Source organism: Paraburkholderia sp. WC7.3g (assembly GCF_050436345.1).
GTDB lineage: Bacteria > Pseudomonadota > Gammaproteobacteria > Burkholderiales > Burkholderiaceae > Paraburkholderia > Paraburkholderia podalyriae.
Window position 1 is genome coordinate 2,061,857 of the sequence record NZ_JBNDMA010000002.1, and the last position, 13,488, is coordinate 2,075,344.

11 protein-coding genes are annotated in these 13,488 nt (G+C 62.1%); 6 read left to right on the forward strand and 5 right to left on the reverse strand.

The genetic code is table 11. The annotated features are described in order from the left end of the window. Window positions 1–16: 16 nt before the first annotated feature. Complete coding sequence (locus OKW43_RS20890; RefSeq protein WP_429449532.1) at window positions 17–1,429, reverse strand: DHA2 family efflux MFS transporter permease subunit; 1,413 nt, start codon at window positions 1,427–1,429, stop codon at window positions 17–19. Between the two features lie 528 nt (window positions 1,430–1,957). On the opposite strand from OKW43_RS20890, the gene OKW43_RS20895 reads away from it, so the two are divergent. The 4 genes from OKW43_RS20895 (at window position 1,958) to OKW43_RS20910 (ending at window position 5,005) form a co-directional block, all read left to right on the forward strand. Further along, window positions 1,958–2,647, forward strand: a complete 690-nt coding sequence (locus OKW43_RS20895; RefSeq protein WP_429449534.1) for a molybdopterin cofactor-binding domain-containing protein — start codon at window positions 1,958–1,960, stop codon at window positions 2,645–2,647. Window positions 2,648–2,661: 14 nt separating this feature from the next. After that, window positions 2,662–3,543, forward strand: coding sequence for an NAD(P)-dependent oxidoreductase (locus tag OKW43_RS20900; RefSeq protein ID WP_429449536.1), 882 nt, complete (start codon window positions 2,662–2,664; stop codon window positions 3,541–3,543). Window positions 3,544–3,582: 39 nt separating this feature from the next. Then, a complete protein-coding gene (locus tag OKW43_RS20905; RefSeq protein WP_429451743.1) occupies window positions 3,583–4,041 on the forward strand; it encodes an SRPBCC domain-containing protein in 459 nt (152 codons plus the stop codon). Between the two features lie 85 nt (window positions 4,042–4,126). Beyond that, window positions 4,127–5,005, forward strand: a complete 879-nt coding sequence (locus OKW43_RS20910) for an SDR family NAD(P)-dependent oxidoreductase (RefSeq protein ID WP_429449539.1) — start codon at window positions 4,127–4,129, stop codon at window positions 5,003–5,005. 290 nt (window positions 5,006–5,295) lie between these two features. Here OKW43_RS20910 and OKW43_RS20915 read toward each other — a convergent pair whose 3' ends face one another. The 4 genes from OKW43_RS20915 to OKW43_RS20930 all read right to left on the reverse strand — a co-directional run bounded on the left by OKW43_RS20915 (window position 5,296) and on the right by OKW43_RS20930 (window position 12,015). Beyond that, complete coding sequence (locus OKW43_RS20915) at window positions 5,296–6,765, reverse strand: efflux transporter outer membrane subunit (RefSeq protein ID WP_429449541.1); 1,470 nt, start codon at window positions 6,763–6,765, stop codon at window positions 5,296–5,298. Beyond that, a complete protein-coding gene (locus OKW43_RS20920) occupies window positions 6,758–7,945 on the reverse strand; it encodes an efflux RND transporter periplasmic adaptor subunit (RefSeq protein WP_429449543.1) in 1,188 nt (395 codons plus the stop codon). Before OKW43_RS20920 ends, OKW43_RS20915 begins: the two co-directional genes overlap by 8 nt. After that, complete coding sequence (locus OKW43_RS20925; RefSeq protein WP_429449546.1) at window positions 7,935–11,126, reverse strand: efflux RND transporter permease subunit; 3,192 nt, start codon at window positions 11,124–11,126, stop codon at window positions 7,935–7,937. Before OKW43_RS20925 ends, OKW43_RS20920 begins: the two co-directional genes overlap by 11 nt. 568 nt (window positions 11,127–11,694) lie before the next feature. Next, window positions 11,695–12,015 (reverse strand): DUF4148 domain-containing protein, encoded by a 321-nt coding sequence (locus OKW43_RS20930; RefSeq protein WP_429449548.1) that lies wholly within the window; start codon window positions 12,013–12,015, stop codon window positions 11,695–11,697. A 172-nt stretch (window positions 12,016–12,187) separates the two neighbouring features. Between OKW43_RS20930 and OKW43_RS20935 the strand changes: the two genes are divergently transcribed. Continuing rightward, window positions 12,188–12,538: a putative quinol monooxygenase gene (locus OKW43_RS20935; protein WP_429449550.1), complete on the forward strand. Its 351-nt coding sequence runs from the start codon at window positions 12,188–12,190 to the stop codon at window positions 12,536–12,538. 25 nt (window positions 12,539–12,563) lie between these two features. Further along, window positions 12,564–13,355 carry a TetR/AcrR family transcriptional regulator gene (locus OKW43_RS20940; RefSeq protein WP_429449552.1) on the forward strand — a complete coding sequence of 264 codons (792 nt, stop codon included), beginning with the start codon at window positions 12,564–12,566 and terminating at the stop codon, window positions 13,353–13,355. Window positions 13,356–13,488: the final 133 nt, after the last annotated feature.

The window sequence follows — 13,488 nt, forward strand, 5'->3', positions numbered from 1 at the left end:
CGATACAATTTCCGCACTACCGCGATGCGGCTCCCGTATGGCCGCTCACCTCGCAGCCGGCATCCGGTTCGAGGCCGATAAAGTACAGCACGGAGATCAGTACCAGCACCGCGACAAGCAGAAACGCGACCCGGAAATCAGCAAGCGTCAACTGCGCGTGGCCGCCATGTATCAGGACTGCAGCATGCAGCGCGATCGCACCGAATGCGATGCCGAGACCGATGGTCATCTGCTGGACCATGCTGAAAAACGTGCTCGCCGAACTCATCCGCGCCGGCGGCACGTCCGCGAATGCGAGCGTGTTGATGCTGGTGAACTGCATCGATCGGCATAGCCCGCCGACCAGCAGCACCAGCATGATCAGCGCGCGCGGCGTGTCCGGCGAGAGCAGGGCGCACAGCGCGATGGTGGCGGCGGTGAGCAGGCCATTGACGATCATTACCTTGCGAAAACCAAAGCGCTTGAGGATGGGCGTGGTGACGGTCTTCATGGCCAGATTGCCGGCCGCGTAAGCGAGCACCAGCAAGCCGGCGGCGAACGCGTTGAGTCCGAAACCGAGCTGGAAGAACAGCGGCAACAGGAAGGGCGAAACGCTGACCGAGACCACATACAACGAACCGCCATCGAGGGTTGCGCGAAACGTCGGGATTCGCCACGGCGCGAGATCGATCAGCGGGTGTTCGGCACGCCGGAAATGCCGTACCGCGAAGGCTGCGGCGAGCACGCCACCGGTCAGCGCCGCGGCCGCGATGTGCCAGTCGCCATGCAGTTGCCCGACGAGTTCCATGCCGTACATGAGGCAGGTTAGCGCGACTCCGCTAAGCACGAATCCGGGCACATCGAACGGACGACGGCTGGATTCGCGGTGGTTCGGAATGAACGTGGCGGTCAGCGCCAGGCCCAGCAGGCCGATCGGTACGTTCAGCAGAAAGATCCAGCGCCAGCTGAAATAGGTCGAGATAAAGCCGCCCAACGCTGGACCCAACACCGGTGCGGCCAACCCGGGCCAGGTAATGTAGGCGATCGAGCGCATCAGGTGACGCTTGTCCGTGCTGCGCAGCACGGCGAGCCGGCCGACCGGCACCATCATTGCACCGCCGAGTCCCTGCAGGATCCGCGCGACCGTGAATTCGACGAGACCGTTGCTGAGCCCGCAAAGTATCGACGCGCCGGTGAACACGACGATGGCGCTACCGAACACGGAGCGTTGCCCAAAGCGATCCGCCACCCAGCCGCTGATCGGGATGAAGACCGCGAGCGCGAGCAGATAGGCGGTCATGCCGATACTCAGCCTCACTGGCGTGACGCCGAACGTGGCGGCCATGTGGGGCAGCGCTGTCGCAATCACCGTAGCGTCCAGGTTCTCCATGAAATAGGCGCTGGCGACGATCAACGCGATGATGACCGATTGACGGCTTGACAAGGACATGAGCGGAGAACCGAAACGGGTTGAGTGAAAGACCCGCAAACGCCCTGGCGCGGGGAGTGCCAATGCCGGCAGTCATAGATGAGGCGCTCGCTTCGCGATGGCACTGAGATAGTGCACGGCTAAAACCGGGAGCATGGCGACACCGGTTCATGCCGGCGGACGATGTACTCTATCAAATCGTAAGTCGTCATGTGAAGACATATTTTAAAAAACAACAAAACATCATAGTGGCACCTTCATATACACGGCCTGCGCATTAGACCGACAATGATCCTCTCAATTGGAGGTGTAGTCGTCAATTGACGAGTTAATTTGTCGGCGATATCCTCGTTTCCGAGGCGATGGCTGAAGCGGTAGCTATCCCGCCGGGTGAACAGCGCCGCGCACGCGGCTGGAGCGAATCATGAGCAGCGTCAAGCGAATCGGCAATGGCCGTCGTCGAGTGCCTCGGTTATCGGCGGGCGGGGGCTGTCGCGGGTTGCCTGTCATCGCCCGGAATCGCAGCCCGAGTGCGCACGCGCAACGCGCATGAAACCCACCGCATTTTCGTATCACCGGCCGAGCACGCTTGACGACGCGCTGTCGCTTCTTGCTCTTCACGGTTTTGACGCCAAGCTGATCGCCGGAGGACAAAGCCTCGCGCCGATGATGAATATGCGCTTCGCGCAACCGGCCCGCCGTGCGTATCTGGATCCCACCGCGTTGCCGCAAGGTTTGACGCCGGGCCTCGAATTTCACCTGACTTACGATCCGCCGGCCATGACTTATTCGAATGCGGCTCATGGATGCGAGATCAAGGTGGACGTCTTGACCGGCGCATTCCGCATCGCGCGTTACGTCATCGCCGAAGACTGCGGCACGCTGCTCAATTCCACCGTGGTGGAAGGGCAGCAGCATGGCGCCGTGGCGATGGGACTGTCGGGCGCGCTGTTCGAGCACATGCGTTACGACGACTCAGGACAGAACGTGACCGGATCACTCGCCGACTACCTGATCGCCACTTCGACTGAATTGCCCAACCTCGAGATCATCCCGCTGCATACGTCTGGCAAGTCGACGGCGGCCGGCATCAAGGGGATGGCCGAAGGCGGGGTGATGGGAGCGATCGGCGCATTGACCAACGCGGTCAACGACGCGCTTGCGCCATTTGGCGTCGTTGCCGGCCGTCATCCACTGACTCCCATGCTATTGCGCGACTTGCTGCGCGACAAACTCTGAACGGACCAACCATCATGAATCAATCTACAGGCAAACCCGCGATTGGCTTTATCGGCCTTGGCATCATGGGTTTCTCTATGGCCTCGCGGCTCGCCGCCGCCGGCTATCCGCTGCATGTCTATAACCGTACGCGTGCGAAGGCTGAGCCGCTCATCGAAGCCGGCGCGAACTGGCAAGCGACCCCGCGGGCGCTCGCCGAAGTATCGGACGTCGTGTTCACGATTGTCGGCACACCCGAGGACGTCCGCGCACTCTATCTCGACGACGACGGTCTGATCGCGCATGCCCGGCGCGATGCGGTGCTGGTCGACATGACGACGTCGAGTCCAAAACTGGCCGAAGAGTTGGCCGCGCACGCCGCTCAGCGCGGGGTGCACATGCTGGATGCGCCGGTATCGGGCGGCGACATCGGTGCGCGCGAAGGGCGCCTGTCGATCATGGTCGGCGGCGCAAGCGCTGTGCTCGCACGCGTGGAACCGATGTTGCGCTGCCTCGGCACCAACATCGTCCTGCAAGGCGGCCCGGGTGCGGGTCAGCACACGAAGCTGTGCAATCAGATCGTCATTGCGTCGACGATGATGGGCGTGTGCGAAGGGCTCGCCTATGCGCACAGCGCCGGGCTGGATGCCGACACCGTATTGAGCGCGATTGGCGGGGGCGCGGCGGGTGGATTCCAGCTGAACAACCTGGGGCCGCGCATTGCCAAGGGCGATTTTGCACCCGGTTTCTTCATCGAGCATTTCATCAAGGACCTGCGGATTGCGCACGAGGAAGCAGGAAGCATGGGACGTGAATTGCCGGGTCTGGAACTGGTGCGCGTGATGTATCACGAGATGGCCGAGCGGGGCTACGCGCGCAACGGCACGCAGGCGCTGTTCAAACTCTACGAGCGCTGAGCGGCGGAGATGAAACTGACAGATCGAACCATCCTGCCCATGCCCCCTGAAGCCGCATGGCGTGCATTGAACGACCCCGTCGTACTCGAAGCATGTCTGCCCGGTTGCAAAGCGCTGAAGAGGCTCGACGACCTGCATTTCGAATCGACCGTGCAGATTCGCGTCGGCCCGATGTCGGCGACGCGTTCTGACGGCGCCGTGCTGTGGCAGAGTACCGATCGAAACAGAGGGAATCATGCTGGTAGAAATGCGTACGTATCAGATAACGGCAGGAAAGGCAGGCGAGTTCCTGGACATCTACGAGCGCGAAGGGCTCGGAATCATCAGTCAGTACGCCCGCCTCAAGGGTTGCTGGACGGAGGACTCAGGCGGGCCGCGCAGCGCGCGAAACTCGCAGCCGATCCACGCTGGCAAGCTTTCACGCCGCGCATCCTGCCGTATCTCGTCCATCAGGAGTCGGTGTTTCTGTCGCCAGTGCCGTTTTGCCCGATGGACTGAGGTGGGTGACGAATTTCCCGGCCGCGCGACCTGTCGAGCACGTGCGGTTTGGCGGTCCGCTTGTGAGGTGGCGGGCTGACTTTTTATGACGAATCAGAAAGGACTATCGATGACACACTTTACTTTCACTCCCGGAGCCGTCGCCGTCGTGACAGGCGGCGCTGCCGGCATTGGACTCGCTGCTGCGAAGCGGTTCGCGCAGCTTGGGCTTCGCGTGTGCATTGCGGATCTGGGTGAGGACCGCCTTGCGCACGCGAAGCAGGCGATTGCCAGCGTGGCTGCTGAAGGCGCGAAGGATGTACTGGCCGTCGAGACGGACGTCAGCCGCCTTGAAGACCTGATCCGCCTCGAAGCAGCGGTTCGGGATCGCTTCGGCGGCACGGATATCCTCATGAACAATGCGGGGATTCAACCGGGTAGCTCCATGTTCGGGGCGGCCGCTAACTGGGAGCGGGTGCTTGACGTCAACCTATGGGGTGTCATCCGTGGCACTCAGACCTTCGTGCCCGCGATGATCGCGCGCGCACGCCCGGGCCTCGTCATTAACACCGGTTCGAAGCAGGGCATCACGACACCGCCCGGCGACCCGGCTTATAACGTCTCCAAGGCCGGCCTGAAGGCGTTTACCGAAGCACTGCAGCACGAGTTGCGCAATACGCCAGGCTGCCGGATCAGCGCGCATTTGCTGATCCCAGGCTTTGTGTTCACGGAGCTTGCCGCTCGAGGTCGTACCGAGAAGCCGGCCGCCGCCTGGACGCCCGAGCAGACTGTCGATTTCATGCTTGAGCGACTGGATGCGGGCGATTTCTACATTCTGTGCCCCGACAACGATGTGCCTCGCTCCCTCGACGAGCGACGCATCCTTTGGGCTGCGGGAGACATTGTGGAGAATCGCCCGGCGCTGTCGCGCTGGCATCCGGATTACGCGCAGGCGTTCGCAGCGTATATCCGGAAGAACGACTGACGGCCGCCCCGGCGAAAGAGAGATCGTCGCCGGCGACATCGCCAATCCGAACGGCCTTTGTTTCTCGCCGGATGAAAGCCGCCTCTATATTGTCGAGTCCGGATCCGCGCCAACCCGCATCCGGGTGTACGACGACGAAAAGGCGGCCGGTACGCGCTCTCTGGGCCGGCGGGAAACGCCGCTGAAACACCAGCGTCGCTTTCTGCCGTGCGTCGTCACGCGGGACGAGAAATTTACGGGAACAGCGTGCGCAACCGGGTCACCCCCCCGGTTGCGCCCTGTGCAGGCCTTCAATTTGCGCCGTGTGCCATCGTTGTCGCGACCAGTGCCGGCGTGGCAGTCACTTGGGCGAGTTCATCGCTCGACCATCCGCCGCCCAGTGCATGCAGCAGTTGCACGTTGGCATTTAGCTGGCGTGTCTGGATATCGAGCACGCTGCGCCGTGCTTCGAGTGCGACGGTCTGCGCCTGCACGACATCGAGATAACCTACAGTACCTTGGCGATATTGGCGCAGCGCCAGATCTACCGAGTATTGCGCGGCATTCGCGGCATCCTTTTGCTCGCCAAGCGCGGTGCCGAGATACGACAGCAGCGAAAGGTTGTCCTCGACCTGCTGGAATGCCGACAGAACCACGCTGCGGTAGCGGTCTCCGGCTTCCTCGGTTGCCGCCTTCGCGCCGTCGAGCTGCGCACGACGGTAACCGCCGTCGAAGACGTATTGCACGAGCTGCGGGCCAATCGCCCAGAACAGATTGGGCGCGCTAACCAGTCCAGCATAGGCGGCGCTTTGCACACCACCCTGTAAGCTCAGCGTGATGTCCGGGAAATAGGCCGCGCGCGCGACACCAATCTTTGCGTTGGCCTCGGCAACCCGGCGTTCCGCTGCTGCGACGTCGGGGCGACGTTGCAGCAGCGTCGAGGGCAGGCCGGTCGGAATCGCCGGCAACGCGATGGCGGCGGTCTGCTGCGGCAGGCTAAATTCGGACGCGGACGTGCCCACCAGCACGGCAATCGCGTGTTCGATGAGCGCTCGTTGCGCGAGATTCTGCGACAACTGGGACTTCGCCGACGACAATTGCGTTTGAGCCCGCGAAACGTCGAGGCCCGCCACGATGCCGCTGTCATGCAGCGTCTGCGTGAGTTGCAGCGCTTTCGCATACGCCATGACCGTCTCGTTCAGCAGCTCGGTCTGCCGGTCGAGGCCCCGCAAACCGATGTAATTGTCCGCGAGTGCCACTTGCAGGCTGAGTTTCACGGAAGCCAGATCGGCTTTGGTCGCCTGAGCCTCATCCTTGCCGGCCACCACGGAGTCACGCACGCGGCCCCACAGGTCGAGGTCGTAATTGACTTCGGCGCCGAGCGTGACGGAGTTGTAGTCGTTCGGGCCGCCCACGCGCAACGGCCGGTTGTCGGACTGGCGAACGCGCTGCGGCACCGCGCTTGCGCTGATGGTCGGATACAGTCCCGACGCGACCTGCGCGACGAAAGCCTGCGCTTGCGCATAGTGCGCGTAGGCGGCGTGCAGATCGGTGTTGTTGGCCAGCAGACGCGCTTCGAGATCGTCGAGTTGCGCGTCGCCATATATTTTCCACCAGCCGTTACGGTCTATGCGGTCGGCGGGCTGAGCGGCCGTCCAGGGACCAACGGTTTTGTATTGTGCCGCTACCGGCGCCGAAGGCACCTGATATTGCGGTGCGAGCGAGCAGGCGGAGAGCGCCAGAACGCCCGTTAAAAGCGCGACCCGTCCAGGCTTAACCATGTGCGGCCGCCTTCCTGTCAGTGGCCGGCGCAACCTGCACGCTGTCGCCGTCGGCGAGTCCGTCGGGCGGCGTATCGATCACGCGATCGCTGGCGGCGAGTCCCGAGCCGATCTCCACCGAATCGCCCAGATCACGGTCGATCTTCACCTGCTTGAACAGCACGTGACCGTTCGCACCGAGCGTGGCGACCACGACGCCGCGGCTATCGAACACGAGCGCGCTAGCCGGCACTCGAAGTGAATCGGCCGACTCGGGCAACGTGAATTTCAGGCTGGCGAAACCGCCCGGCAGCAGCTTGCCGTTGGCATTGTCGACCAGCAATTGCACGAGCGTCGTCCCCGAACTCGAATTGACGGAGTCTGCCGCTGCAATCACGCGCGCGGTGAACTGCTGGTCGGCGTACTCGGGAACGGTCAAGGTCGCGGTCGTGCCATCGTGGATCGCCGGAGCGTAGTTCTGCGGTACCTGAACATAAACACGCAACTGCTTAACCTCGGACACCGCGAACAGCTCCTGGCCGACGCCGCCGCTACCGGCGTTCACCAGCGCGCCAACGTCGGTGTCGCGCGCGGTCACCACGCCGTCGAACGGCGCGACGATCCGCGCGAAGGCCTTTGTCGCGACGAGGCGATCGACGTTGGCCTTCGCGGCCGCCACGATCGCCTCCTTCGCGGTGTAATCAGCCGTGCGTTGGTCGACGTCCTGCTGGGCGACGGAATCGGTGCCTCTTAGCGCCTCCCAGCGCTTCGCCGTCGTACCCGCTACGACGGCATTCGCCTGCGCACTCTGCAGATCGGCGCGTGCCTGAAGGAGCTGCTGATCAAGCTCGGGTGTTTCGATTTCGGCGAGCACCTGACCCGCCTTGACCGGCGCGCCAATATCGACGTTCCATGATTTCAGGTAGCCGCTGACCTGCGCGAAAATTGGCGCCCGTGTAAACGCTTCGAGCCGGCCGGGCAGTTGCAGTGAAGGGCCGTTGGGATCGCGCATGGGCTGGATCAGATTGACTGTCGGTACGGCCTGAGCCTCCGTCCAGGTTTTCAGCTTGCGGGCGTCGACAGCCCGCAGCGCGACACCGCCAACGACGATGCCTAAGGCGATCAGCAGGCCGATCACGCCCGCGATCCGGAGCGGACGGCGCGGCGGCGTGTGAGTGGGAAAAGTGGATTCAGACGACATAGGCAGGACCTTCCGGGGCGGATGCTGGGGTCGCCGCGCGCCCGGGGCGCGCGTGAACGATACAGAAGATGACGGGGACCAGGAACAGCGAAGCCGTGGTGGCAAACATCAAACCGCCGATCACCGCGCGGCCGAGCGGCGCGTTTTGCTCACCGCCTTCGCCGAGGGCGAGCGCCATCGGCGCCATGCCGATGATCATCGATAGCGCGGTCATGAGCACCGGGCGAAAGCGCGTAAAGCCCGCTTCGAGTGCCGCCTTGAACGGATCGCCATGGACGGCAAGACGTTCGCGGCAGAAGCTGACGACCAGAATCGAATTGGCGGTCGCCACCCCCATGCACATGATCGCGCCAGTGAGTGCGGGTACGGAGAGCGTCGTGTGCGTCGCGAACAGCATCCAGACGATGCCCGCCAACGCCGCCGGCAATGCGCTCACAATCACGAACGGATCGGCCCACGACTGGAAATTGACGACGATCAGCAGATAGATCAGCACCACTGCGCCAAGCAGGCCGAACAACATGCCGGCAAAGGCGCTGTTCATCGTCTGCACCTGACCCAGCAGCGCGACGCTCGAGCCCTTCGGCAAGGTGCTGGCGTTCTGGTGCATGATGCGCTGGATATCGGCCGACACCGCGCCGAGATCGCGGTCCTGGGTGGTCGCGAAGATCTCGACCATGGGCTGGATGTTGTATTGGCTGACGACTTCGTTGCTGGTGGAGCGCTCGACCGTTGCCAGACCGCCGAGGATCTGGGCGGTGCCTCCGCCGCTGGCGGTGATCGGCAGATTTTGCAATGCTGCCAGTGAATCGAGACGGTATTGCGGCGTTTGCATCACGATCGGATACGACACGCCGTTCGCATTGTTCAGCCAGTACGTGGGCGCCACCTGGCTCGAACCCGCGAGGTTCACCACCATGCTGTTGGTCACGTCGCGCTCGGTGATGCCGAGCAACTGTGCACGCGTGCGGTCGACATCGACGTTGAAGGTGGGATTGCCGTGCGACTGCGCGATCCGTGCATCGACCACGCCGGGCACGTCGCGGACCGCGCGCAGCAGACGGTCTGCATACGCGTAGTTGGCGTTCAGGTTGTTGCCGCGGATCTGCAGGTCGATCGGCGCCGGCGAGCCGAAGTTAAGGATCTGGCCGATGATATCCGCCGGTGGGAAAGAGAACGTGACCCCCGGGAATTCCCGCGGCAATCTTTCACGCATCATGCGGACATACCCGTCGGTCGGACGATGCCCTTCGTTCAGTGCAATCTGGATGTCGCCGTCCTGCGAACCGACCGTCCCGGTGTTGTTGTAAGCGGTATTGATGCCGCTGACCGGCAGCCCCATATTGTCGACCACCGTGCCGAGGTCGGACGGCGGGATGATCCGGCGGATCGCGCCTTCGACATTCGCGAATATCTGCGCGGTCTTTTCGACGCGCACCCCGACTGGTGCGCGCACATGCATCAGGATCTGCCCGGCATCGACCGCCGGGAAGAAGTCGCGGCCGAGCAAGGGCGCGAGGGCGAACGAGAGCGCGACGAAGCCGAGGAAGCAACTGACGAACGGACGCCGATGGTTCAGCGCGAGTTCGAGTAACCCGCGATACACGCCACGCACCTTTTCAAAGCGTGCTTCGAAGCCGCGCTGGAAGCGTCCGAGCGGACCCGGACGGCGCGTCTCATCGGCGTGCTCACCCTGCGCATGCGGTTTCAGCAGGTATTTGGCCATTGTCGGCACGAGGGTTCTCGACAGGATGAACGACGAGATCATCGCGAAAATGACGGCCTCCGCCATCGGCACGAACAGGAAGCGCGCCACGCCGTTCAGGAAGAACATCGGCACGAACACGATGCAGATGCACAGCAGGGAAACGAACGCGGGCGTGACGATCTGCGCGGCGCCATCGAGGATAGCGGTCTCCACCTCCTTGCCGTGCTCGAGGTGCCAGTTGATGTTCTCGATCGTCACGGTCGCATCGTCGACAAGAATCCCCACCGCTAACGCGAGACCGCCGAGCGTCATGATGTTCAAGGTTTCGCCTAATGCGGAGAGCGTGGCGATCGAGCCGAGGATGGCCAGTGGGATCGAGGTTGCGATGATGATCGTCGAACGCCAGCTGCCGAGGAACAGCAGAATCATCAGGCTGGTGAGCACGGCCGCGATCACGCCTTCACGTGCCACACCGGTGATGGCTGCGCGCACGAAGATCGACTGGTCGCCGATCGGTTCGACATTCAGGTTATCGGGCCACGACGCCTTCCCGTTGGCGATTTGCTGTTTGATGCCGGAGATGATCCCGAGCGTCGAAACCGAGCCGTTCTTGAGTACCGACATCAGCACCGAGCGCCGGCCGTTCACATGGACGATATTGGTTTGCGGCGGACTGCCGTCGCGAACATTCGCAATGTCACGAATAGTGACCGTCGTGCCATTGGCGGCCTTGACCGGTAGATCGCCCAGGGCCTTGATCTCCGAGGGCGCATTGTTCAGTTGCAGCGTGTATTCGTAGTCGCCGATCTTTTCCGTGCCGACCGGCGTGATCAGGTTCTGACCCGCCAGCGCATTGGCGACGTCCTGCGCGGATAAACCGCGCGCCTGCAGTGCCGCAGGATCAATGTCGATCTGCACCTGGCGCGTCTTGCCGCCGAACGGGTAGGGAACCGACGCACCGGCGACAGTCGTGAGCATGGGACGCACCGCATTCAGACCGAGGTCGCCCAGCCTCTGCTCGGACAGTCCCTTGCCCGATAGCGCCAACTGGATGATTGGCACGGTCGACGCGTTGTAATTGAGGATCAGCGGCGGCGTAGTGCCCGCGGGCAACTGCCGCAACTGAGTTTGCGCGACCGCGGTCACTTGCGCGTTCGCCGTGCTGATATTCACGCCCGGCTGGAAGAAGATCTTGACGATCCCGAAACCAGCGACCGATTCTGCCTCGATGTGTTCGACATCGTTCACGGTGGTAGTCAGCGTGCGTTCGAACGGCGACGTGATCCGGCCGACCATCTGGTCGGGCGGCAGCCCCGTGTATTGCCACACCACGCTGATTACCGGGATTCTGATATCGGGGAAAATGTCGGTGGGCGTCTTCATCGCCGACAGTGGCCCGATGATGAGAATGAAGATTGCCAGAACGACGAAAGTGTAGGGTCGTCGGAGCGCGATACGAACTAGACCGAGCATGAAAATTCCAGGGCTTGGGGGAAACGCAAGAGCACCTTGCAAAGATCTGGCGCAAGAAGATGTTGGCAACGAGGATGATTGCTTTGTGACCTATGTCGGGTGTTCCCAAACGCAACCAAAGTGCGAATGTACACAACGCTCTGGATTCCTGCAGACGGAGAAATAGCATCCCGGCAACGTTTGAATGCCAGGCGAGTCAATTTCTTTCTGCCTGCGCATATCGGGAAAACCTTGTCGATGCTGGATGGAATGATGCTCGGCAAGATTCAGACGGAGGCGAACTAGCGTAATTTCCAGCGAAGACTAAAGCGTTAGAGATTTTTATTACCAATTGTTTGAGAGGCCATCAAGGGTCCTCGTCACGAATGACATGCGAAGGTGTGAAGAGGAATGCTGACAGCGTGCCTTCAAAGCGTTGAGCCGCGGCAACGCGGGGTTCAAATCGGGCTTCGCCAGGGCGGTGACAAAACAGACGAGCGCGGTGCGTCCAACGACCGGCGGCAGCCGTTGCGCAAGTCACGCGATGCGGCCCCGGACCCGGGGCCGGATTCAGTGCAGATCGACACCATCAGTGACCAAAGTAGATCGAGTGAGTCCCTGTGGTCGTCGACGGCGCACCCGACTGCGAGGAGCCGTTCATCGACACTCCGCCGACCGCCGTGCTGCTCGGCGTCGTGGCATCCTGCGCATGAATACGTGCCTCCGCAGCCTGAACATCGGTGGGATAGTGCAAATCCTTGAGGCCCGGGCGATACCCCGCCTGTTCCATTTGCACCAGGTCGGCGTGCACTTCGGCACGCGTCAGCGGGGCAGTGGAGTCCTGTGCAAAAGAGATCGCGGGGACGACGAGTGCGTTGGCAACCAACGCTGCATAGATCAGAGTCTTCATGGTGAATTACCTGTAAAGTTAAATATAGTCAGTTTCACACGCGATGAACGGAGCCTCGGGTGTCGCCGCGCCACCGCTGCAAGGGTGAGTAAACCTGTATTGTCCGCAGATGGCGTGACGCGAGGCTGACCTCTGCATTACGCCGCTGTCATGTTCAGATAGGCAGGAGCGCATGCGGCGATCGGCGCCAAAACAGGAAAGGAGAAATACCCAGATGATCCATGTCATTGCCACAATCACCGCCCAGCCCGGTCGACGCGAAGCCGTGTTGGCACTTTTCAACCAGAACCGTCCAGCGGTGTTGGCCGAAGAGGGGTGCATCAGCTACGAGGCCGTCATCGACGTACCGGAGTTCGGGACGCCTCAGACACCGCTCGGCAAAGATACGTTCGCTGTCATCGAGCGCTGGCAGAGCGCTGAAGCGTTGAGGGCGCATGGGGCCTCGACGCATATGGCCGAATATGGACGCAATACGCGCCCGTTGCTCGTGAGCCGCGTCATCAACGTGCTTCAGGCTTGCTAAAGAGAGCGTTCCTGGCGGACCGCCATTGGCAGCGGGACTGCCGCCCACGCCCGGGTGTATACTTTTATCAAAACGTAAATCGTCAGTTGATGACATCAGCGATAATCCGACAGCGCAGGGAGTTATGAAGAACAAAGGGACTATCGAGAAGCCGAACCGTGGAACCGGCGCCGAGCGCGTCGCGCTCAAGCGGCCGATGAAAAAAGCGCCACAGCGTTTGCCGCGCGCAGAGCGTCAGGCGCGCGTGCTGGAGAAGGCCGCGGAGTATTTCGCGGAGCATGGTCTGGGCGCGCAGACCCGCGCCATCGCGGAAGCCTGCGGCGTATCGCAACGCTTGTTATATAGCCTGTTCCCGAGCAAGGCCGCTTTGATTGACGAAGTCTACAAGCGGGAAGTCGTCGGAATCTTCGACGCAATCTGGTTTGTTCAGTTGCAAGACCGAAGTGTGCCGATTGAAAGCCGACTCAACCGCTTCTATCGAGAATACTATGACACACTCCTGACGCGCCGCTGGCTGAGGCTTTTCCTTTACTCGTCGCTCGAGGGCCTGCAGACGGCGCCGGCCTATACGAACGCGATCGTCAGCCATGCGCTCGAAATCATCGTCACTGAGACCGCGCATGAACTGGGTCTACGCATGCCTGTCGACCCGGCCCAACTGGGCGAAGTGGGTTGGCTGTTGCATGGCGCCGTGTCTCATCTGGCGATTCGCCGCCGCATCTATTCGAACGAAAACAGCACGCCCGCCGAAGCGGTGATTGCCATGCACGTGCGCGCCTTCCTGACGAGCCTGCCGAGCCTGCTGCCTGCGCTATAACGCATTGCGAGTCGGCGCAGGGCGGTTCGCCGGTGTTATCGCTGCGACCGTCTGCGTCGTCTTCAGCGCAAATCGTCAAGCGACGATATAATCCTGAGAAATTGGGCGTATTGCCGCGCAGGCGCTCTAGGGT

Coding starts and splice junctions, on each gene's coding strand:
- OKW43_RS20890 (WP_429449532.1), bottom strand. CDS start 1,429: ATGTCCTTGTCAAGCCGTCAATCGGTCATCATCGCGTTGATCGTCGCC.
- OKW43_RS20895 (WP_429449534.1), top strand. CDS start 1,958: ATGAAACCCACCGCATTTTCGTATCACCGGCCGAGCACGCTTGACGAC.
- OKW43_RS20900 (WP_429449536.1), top strand. CDS start 2,662: ATGAATCAATCTACAGGCAAACCCGCGATTGGCTTTATCGGCCTTGGC.
- OKW43_RS20905 (WP_429451743.1), top strand. CDS start 3,583: ATGCCCCCTGAAGCCGCATGGCGTGCATTGAACGACCCCGTCGTACTC.
- OKW43_RS20910 (WP_429449539.1), top strand. CDS start 4,127: ATGACGAATCAGAAAGGACTATCGATGACACACTTTACTTTCACTCCC.
- OKW43_RS20915 (WP_429449541.1), bottom strand. CDS start 6,765: ATGGTTAAGCCTGGACGGGTCGCGCTTTTAACGGGCGTTCTGGCGCTC.
- OKW43_RS20920 (WP_429449543.1), bottom strand. CDS start 7,945: ATGTCGTCTGAATCCACTTTTCCCACTCACACGCCGCCGCGCCGTCCG.
- OKW43_RS20925 (WP_429449546.1), bottom strand. CDS start 11,126: ATGCTCGGTCTAGTTCGTATCGCGCTCCGACGACCCTACACTTTCGTC.
- OKW43_RS20930 (WP_429449548.1), bottom strand. CDS start 12,015: ATGAAGACTCTGATCTATGCAGCGTTGGTTGCCAACGCACTCGTCGTC.
- OKW43_RS20935 (WP_429449550.1), top strand. CDS start 12,188: ATGCGGCGATCGGCGCCAAAACAGGAAAGGAGAAATACCCAGATGATC.